A 7,118-nucleotide genomic window follows, 5' to 3' on the forward strand; every position below is an offset into this window, starting at 1 on the left:
AAAATAAGTCAGCAGTCAGTAAGCGAGGTTGCAAACCTCGCCTGCAGGTAGGAGGTAAACATATTCGCGAAAATTATGATATCGGTTGGTTTTCTTTTGAATACTGCCATAGTGCCTTATCCAAGGTTCGCATGTCAACTTGGTTACGGGATGCGATATCTCGACAAAAGTTTGTGTAATCTGACCAAAAAGCAGATGAATATTTGTAGTCGTCTAATCCGATGGACCACATCGCCCGGAAATCAAGGATTGGGTATGGGTCCTTGTGGAATAGGTGAAGGATTACAGAGGCGGTTGGCCAATCAACCCCATCAAGAAGGCGTAGGGCTCTTATTCTTGCACGTTCGCTTGTGGCACTAAAGGCAAATGAAGTAATGTCTTTTATGTAGTCATCGTCGTTTTTTTCAATAAGACCGGCGCGTCTGTTAGATTTCCAGCGCGCAACGCGTTTCAATAGTCTTTTATCAAGGTATCCTTGCTCTTGAATTTTAGGACTAATTTCCATAAAATAAGTTTCGGTAGATCCAGAGTTGAATCGTTCAGCCCATTGTTGGATTTCAGATTCGGGAAAACGTAATTTCATGTAGATGCTCCTTTTGACATAACGATGATAATCTCAGTGGCGATTTGTCGAACTTTAACATAAGGTATAATAGCAGATTTTGAGAGACCAGTCAACCGTATTTATCGGGAACGCTTTTTGAACCCCGGAGGGGTGACATTTCTGTAGAAAACGTTTATACGCTCCATTGAACCCCAGAGGGGTGACATCTATCGCGGTTGTCGGAATCAGCCGTTGTCATCTGTATATATGATAGATGCCGCCCCTACGGGGCTGCGCTTTCTATGTGTTGCGTTTCTACAGAGATGCCGTTCCTACGGAACTCAAGAGGGTTTTGGAGTCTGTGGGGTTTCCGATTAAGATCCGGTTCGGTTAGGGGATTTAGTCTGGGAATAGACTAAATCCATTCCTTGTATTACATTCCGAACCTACCGTTACTGATACGACAGCGAGGAGGACGGAAAGAGAAGATTACATCAATTCGACAAAGACTTCGTTTGCAAGGAAAAGACCGCGAGGTGTGAGACGGAGATGCGTGGCTGTGCGTTCCAGCAACTGCAAGTCTATCCATTTTTTGAGGATGTTACCAAAGGCAACTTCAATTTCTTCACCGAATCGGTCTTGATAGGCTTCAAGCGAGATGCCTTCGCGTTTCCGAAGCGCGAGCATGAGCGTTTCCGCTTTCTCAGCGTGTCCAGTGAGATGTTCGGTATCGGCGATCGGCTTGTTGCATTGGGAGAGTGCATCAATATAAGGCGCGATGCCCCGAATGTTGGTATAACGGACACCGTTGACATAACCACACGCACCGGCACCGAGTCCGATGCATGGCTGGTTGTTCCAATAGACGAGGTTGTGTCTCGTAAAGTGGTTCGGTTTGGCGAAGTTACAGATTTCGTAATGTGTGTATCCGTGAGAAGTTAGCGTCTCAATCGTGTATTGGAACATATCGGCTTCGGTGTCCTCGGTCGGGAGGTGGAGTTCCCCGGCTTGCCACCATTCATAAAACGGGGTTGCCTCCTCCATGACGAGGTTATATGCTGAGATGTGGTTGGGTTCAAGGGCAATCACTTCGTTGAGGGTCTGATGCCATGCTTCCATCGTTTGGTCGGGCAGTGCGAAGATGAGGTCGATGTTGATGTTCTCAAAGCCACCTTCGCGGGCGAGGTGGTAACTCTGGAGGAATTCGTCAACACTGTGGATTCTGCCTAACTGTTGCAAGGTTTCGTCTTGCATCGCTTGTAGCCCGAAACTGAGGCGATTCACACCGTTGTCTTGCATCACGTTGAGCTTCTCGCTATCGACGGTACCGGGATTACATTCTACGGTGATCTCCGCATTCGGCGTTAGTTGGAAATATTCATGTATATCGGTGAATAACTGCGCCAAGGCGTTAGCAGAGAGGATAGAAGGTGTGCCACCGCCGATGAAAATCGTTTGTAGTGGGTCGGTATCTGGGGCGTAAAGTGCTATCTCTGTGCGGAGTGCTTGTAGATATGCCTTCGCTTGTTCCTTATGGAAGGTGTAGGTATTGAAGGCGCAATAGTAGCATTTCGTCGCGCAGAATGGGATATGAATGTAGACAGAAGAAGCGGATTTATGAGGATAGTTCATACTGCGTGTGGTTGGTTTTTTGTGCTTCTACTACGTCTCTAACTGCGAGTAAAAACGCCTCTATGTCCCCATCTTTTTCGTAATCCTCAAGCGCGACAGAAAGGTATATTTTTGCGTCCTCTGGATCACGTAGTTGTTCTATGTGATAATCTTTGAATTTTTGATAGTTGTGCATTTTTTGAAGTTACGGTGTCTGGTCACAATCATACAAATGCCGCCCCTACGGGGCTTGGATCTTTTTTCACCACACGCTGCTATAAACATACCGTCCCTACGGGACTGAAGAGGTTTCTGAAGACTTCAAGGTTTCCGCGTAGGATCCGGTTCGGTTAGGAAACCGAACCTACCGGCCCTGGGGGGTGTCAAATTCGAGTCCGATTCGGATTGCTGCGCCTGTATCGGCGTAAGAGAACGCTTCGTTGATGTCGCTGAACGGAAAGGTATCGGAGATGATTTTGTGGAACGGATACCTGTCTCGTGTGCGGCTGAGGAAATCGAGTGCGCGCGGGATAACCCACGGCTCATAGACAATTACGCCGCGAATCGCTTTGCTACAACGGACGATGTTACCCGGATCGATCTCTGTGGGGAATCCGAGATTGATGTTCCCTATCCAGAGATAGCGTCCGCCCCAACGGAGCATCTCCACGCCTTCAGCAAGGACACGAGGCGATCCGACAAACTCAGCGACGAGGTCTGCCCCGATGCCGCCGGTCTCGTCGAGTACGTATTCAACCCGTGATTTCATGTCAATTTCATCAACATTGAGAGTCTCATCGGCACCGAATTCCTTTGCGAGTGCGAGGCGTGCAGGCAGTCGGTCCAGAACAATGATTCTCCCCGCTCCCATCTCACGTGCAACTGCTGTTGCGTAGAGTCCGAGTCCACCGGCACCTTGGATAACCACGGTATCACCGAGTGTGATACCGATCTGGTTGAGTCCGTAAATGACTTCGGACAAAGCGCAGTTGATGGGCGATACGAGCGCGTCTGAGAGTTCGTCGGGGACCTTGAACACCCAATGTCCCGGTTTCATGTAGTAGTATTCGCCATAGGCGCCGTGGAAATGAGGCGGATGCTCGCTGGAGACCCCGAGCCAATCGCGATAGCGATTGGGACATCCCGGTTTTCCGTTGAGGCACATCCAGCAGCGTTGGCACGGTTTGAAATAGGAGTAGGCAATGCGGTCGCCTTCGGTGAGCGGTTGTCCGGTGCTGTCCGTTGTTATGTTGCGTCCCATCGCTTCAATCGTCCCGATCATTTCGTGTCCTAACACTTGCGGGATACCGCTCTCGATTTTGGGTCCGTGTCCGCGCCAAAAATGTAGGTCAGAGCCGCAGATGTTCGCCATGCGGATGCGCACCAGTAGGTCGTCCGGTGTGACGGACGGGATGGGATATTCCCGGAATTCCATCGGCGTTTGCGCTTGCGTGAAGATCGCAACTTTTCCTGTTTTCATTTTTTTAATTTCCCTTGCGGTTCAATGAGATTGTGCCGAACGTTTCAGACAACTGTCGAGATGTTAATCTCGGCCGGAGGTGTGTCTTCAGGTCTCTCTCGGACAACAATTTCAATGTCGCGATCCAATTTTCTGAGCAGTCCAAATAGGCGTTCAATCGAAAAGTCGTCAAGCCTTCCGTTTAGAAGTGCCGTGATTTCAGACTTACTCATATCCAGCTGCTTAGCTGCCTTACCATGTTTAAGTTTTCTTTCGGCTATAATATCATAGATTATTCCGGCAAGGCGAGCTTTCGCGAGGTATTCCTCTGGACTGGGAATTTCTAAATCTTTGAATACATTACCGCTGCCGACTTCGTATTCGATTTTTTCGTTAGTCATTTTTGTTCTCCTTAACCGGCGAGGTTGAAAACCTCGCCAGCGATAGGAAACGGCAAAAAGCAAAGTTGCAGTGTTAGTACTCATCGAAATTGACGACTTTCCATTTTCCATCAATCTGTTCGGTGTTGATAACTACATTTCGGGTGTGCGTCGTCGTGCCTCGGATTTTGATAGTGAGCCTGTAGTTAAACAACACGTGTGTTTCCTTTTCTTCTTTGCCAATAGGTTCGTATTCGATGTTCGGCATCTCATCAATTTGTTGATCTTGCGACCTTACCTCACTGACACGCGCGATTTCATCCTCCAGTTTTTCTGCGGCGAGTCCGTGGCTGAGTTGTAATGCCGCCGCTTGGTCTGCGCGCTGGTAATAATTATAGATGAAGTCCTCGCTGACCGCCTGCGGCGTGTTTCTATTTGAACATGCCAGTACTAACGGGATAAACAGAAGGAGGTATCGTGTTTTTATTTTCACTATTTTTTTCTCGCGCGGATCATCGCAACGTTGAAGATACGGCGTTCATAGCCGTGCGCGGGGCTGTTCGCAACTCGTCCTAATGCCCAGAGTGTTGAGGAGCTGCCGCCATCGAAGTTGATGGCGTGTTTGATGCCGAGTTCGCTGAAAAACTTGCCCATATCGTAAAGCGTCATCCCCATGCTATATCCAGGTTGTCTGCCATCAACAGCAATGAGGAAGAGTTTCTCGTCGTTGAATCCTAAGGCACTGCGCGGGTGGCGAGACGCGCCGTTACGATGACTCCGTGCGCTGCGACCACCTGATTGCCCGAATTTGAGGAGTTCAGGTTCAACCTTGCCATCTCGGACGAGTCGTAGGTTTCCACCGATTCCCTGCTGAACGCTTTGCCATTTTTTAGGCGTGAGGGCAATCTCCAGTGTGCCTGCTGTAGATTTGGTTATTTTGCTTGCCCAATCGCGCGCCAAGCGGGGTTCAATCGCAAGGACGACACCATCGGACGGAATAACGCTGTTGCCCCGCGGATTGACGGCGGTGACGACGAATCTACTGGTGTACCTTCCCGTAAGTGGAAGTTTGATTTGCCTGAGTGTGAACTCGTAGCATCGGCGTGTTAGCGTTCTGCGTCCAAAACGCGGCGTAAACAGCACAACAGGGCATACGGAATCACAGATTTGATTCACCGCGTCAATTGGAAGCACATCACCAGCGATCCGAAGCTTACCATTGAGTTTCACCGCATCCAAGAGGAACTCTCCGTCAGGCGTTACGCCGAAACTCGTTTCACCCCATGCCGATGGTGGTGAATACCCCCATCTGTCAAGGCGTATCGGAATAGTGACGAGTTCACCGTTCTGAATATGCAGATTGAACATCATACCGCCACGTCCGCGGTTGTCCTCGCGGATACCGAAACTTCCATTGACACCGGCGAAGGACAGTTCCTGTCTTTTCGTGAGCCGTCTCGTGGCATCGGTGACGGTTTCGCGTCCTAAAATCTGGTTGTTAGAAAGCGCAACAGCGAATTGGAGGTTTTCCGCCGTGCGATCCATCTCTGCGATATAAACCGCTGCACCGCCTATCCACCAATAACGGAGCAGCCGAAATCCGTCACGCCATCTGTCGCTTTGGAGTTCATCGCGCCTGTTGACGGTGTCCGGAAGTACCTCTCGATTTTGGCTGTTGGTAGCACCGATACGGAAAAACCGATTTTCTCGGGCACGCAACGCGCTAATCACTAAAATAAAAAGCAGAATAAGCACGCATACCGTAATTAATCTTGTGAGGTAAGGTCTGTTTTCAGTCATCATTTTTCGTGTTTTTTGATTAATATTACGAACATCAAGTCTTAGCGTTGCACCTACAAGACACTGCTTGCCTTTAAACCGATACCGGTAAGGATTGACACCACTTGGTCCCCCGTGGCTATGATTCCTTCTCGTTTAAACTTTTGATACGCGCGAACGACCACAGCAGAAGTTGGTTCAACATAAATCCCTTTGGCTGCGAGTGTTTTCAGTCCTGCTTTGATGTCTGTATCGTCAACGGTGGTAAATGCGCCGTTTGTAGAGCGAAGTGCCTCCAAAATGTTGTCGCCTCGGATAGGAAGTTCAGCAGTGATGCCTTCCGCAAGCGTTTCTCCAGTTTGTGCCATTCTCGTGATAGATGGTGTATCTTCAGTGTATGCATTGTAGACCGGACAGCAGACATCGGGCTGAACGCCAAGGAGTCTCGGTATTTTTTCAATGATGCCTTGGGTCTTTAACTCACGGAATCCGATGAAGAGTCCTAAATAGATACTTCCGAATCCGACGGGACATAAGACGTGTGTTGGGGCACGCCATCCGAGTTGTTCAACGATTTCATACGCCAATGTCTTTGTGCCTTCCAAGAAAAACGGGTGCCAATTGTGGGATGCGTAGCAGGTGGTTTCCGCTGCGAGTTTGACTGCTTCTGTGGTTGCCATGCGGTTTCCCGGCACCAATTTCAGTTCGGCACCGTAGGCAGAAATCTGTTTTAATTTGCCTTGCGAGGTGGACTCAGGGCAGTAGATGGTGCAGTGGATACCTGCCCTCGCGCTGTAGGCGGCTATTGCTGCGCCTGCATTACCAGATGAATCCTCAACAACGCTCTCAACCCCAAGTGCTTTGAGATGTGTGAGCAGGACAGATGCCCCTCTGTCCTTATAGGAACCTGTCGGACAGAGATAATCCAATTTTACGAAGTGTTCAGGTTCGTCAACATCAAGCGGCATGAGAGGTGTCATGCCTTCACCGAGTGTGACAATATCTGTCTCTGCGTCAATCGGCAGTGCCTCGCGATACCGCCAGAGCGACATCGCCGCTGGGACCTGTGCATTCGGCAAGATACGTGAATCCGCAACGAGGTTCAACGCGCTGCCACAGGTACACTTATAGCGCAAAGGTGAGATTTTGTAGGTTTTACGACATTCATTGCACAGATAATTCATTATTATAGTAAACCCCGAAAGTAAGAGGGCACTTTGGAAAACACAAAACACCTCACCACCGCTGGCGAGGATTGTATCCTCGCCCTTCTACAATGTCTAATTAATTGAGGGTGTTTCATAAATCATTAATATTCTATCGAAAGACAGTTTTAATGTGTGTG

General features: G+C 49.1%; 8 protein-coding genes. All 8 read right to left on the bottom strand.

Annotated features, from left to right (window positions below; translation table 11 throughout):
• Positions 1-73: 73 nt before the first annotated feature.
• Positions 74-583, bottom strand: a complete 510-nt coding sequence (locus tag OXH39_01505) for a hypothetical protein (protein ID MCY3549107.1) — start codon at positions 581-583, stop codon at positions 74-76.
• Between the two features lie 450 nt (positions 584-1,033).
• Complete coding sequence (gene hemW, locus OXH39_01510) at positions 1,034-2,176, bottom strand: radical SAM family heme chaperone HemW (protein MCY3549108.1); 1,143 nt, start codon at positions 2,174-2,176, stop codon at positions 1,034-1,036.
• Positions 2,160-2,351 (bottom strand): hypothetical protein, encoded by a 192-nt coding sequence (locus OXH39_01515; GenBank protein ID MCY3549109.1) that lies wholly within the window; start codon positions 2,349-2,351, stop codon positions 2,160-2,162. The genes hemW and OXH39_01515 overlap by 17 nt, the downstream gene beginning before the upstream one ends.
• Before the next feature lie 168 nt (positions 2,352-2,519).
• Positions 2,520-3,635: a zinc-binding dehydrogenase gene (locus OXH39_01520; GenBank protein ID MCY3549110.1), complete on the bottom strand. Its 1,116-nt coding sequence runs from the start codon at positions 3,633-3,635 to the stop codon at positions 2,520-2,522.
• 44 nt (positions 3,636-3,679) lie between these two features.
• Positions 3,680-4,015, bottom strand: coding sequence for a helix-turn-helix transcriptional regulator (locus OXH39_01525; protein MCY3549111.1), 336 nt, complete (start codon positions 4,013-4,015; stop codon positions 3,680-3,682).
• A 73-nt stretch (positions 4,016-4,088) separates the two neighbouring features.
• Positions 4,089-4,487: a hypothetical protein gene (locus OXH39_01530; GenBank protein ID MCY3549112.1), complete on the bottom strand. Its 399-nt coding sequence runs from the start codon at positions 4,485-4,487 to the stop codon at positions 4,089-4,091.
• Positions 4,487-5,797, bottom strand: coding sequence for a phosphodiester glycosidase family protein (locus OXH39_01535; GenBank protein ID MCY3549113.1), 1,311 nt, complete (start codon positions 5,795-5,797; stop codon positions 4,487-4,489). The genes OXH39_01530 and OXH39_01535 overlap by 1 nt, the downstream gene beginning before the upstream one ends.
• Positions 5,798-5,847: 50 nt before the next feature.
• Positions 5,848-6,957, bottom strand: a complete 1,110-nt coding sequence (thrC, locus tag OXH39_01540) for a threonine synthase (GenBank protein MCY3549114.1) — start codon at positions 6,955-6,957, stop codon at positions 5,848-5,850.
• Between the last annotated feature and the right edge of the window lie 161 nt (positions 6,958-7,118).

It is taken from the genome of Candidatus Poribacteria bacterium, assembly GCA_026702755.1.
Lineage (GTDB): Bacteria > Poribacteria > WGA-4E > WGA-4E > WGA-3G > WGA-3G.

What these genes read in the sequence shown, in the direction of transcription:
- OXH39_01505 (MCY3549107.1), bottom strand. Translation starts at nt 583, where the DNA reads ATGAAATTACGTTTTCCCGAATCTGAAATCCAACAATGGGCTGAACGA.
- hemW (MCY3549108.1), bottom strand. Translation starts at nt 2,176, where the DNA reads ATGAACTATCCTCATAAATCCGCTTCTTCTGTCTACATTCATATCCCA.
- OXH39_01515 (MCY3549109.1), bottom strand. Translation starts at nt 2,351, where the DNA reads ATGCACAACTATCAAAAATTCAAAGATTATCACATAGAACAACTACGT.
- OXH39_01520 (MCY3549110.1), bottom strand. Translation starts at nt 3,635, where the DNA reads ATGAAAACAGGAAAAGTTGCGATCTTCACGCAAGCGCAAACGCCGATG.
- OXH39_01525 (MCY3549111.1), bottom strand. Translation starts at nt 4,015, where the DNA reads ATGACTAACGAAAAAATCGAATACGAAGTCGGCAGCGGTAATGTATTC.
- OXH39_01535 (MCY3549113.1), bottom strand. Translation starts at nt 5,797, where the DNA reads ATGATGACTGAAAACAGACCTTACCTCACAAGATTAATTACGGTATGC.
- thrC (MCY3549114.1), bottom strand. Translation starts at nt 6,957, where the DNA reads ATGAATTATCTGTGCAATGAATGTCGTAAAACCTACAAAATCTCACCT.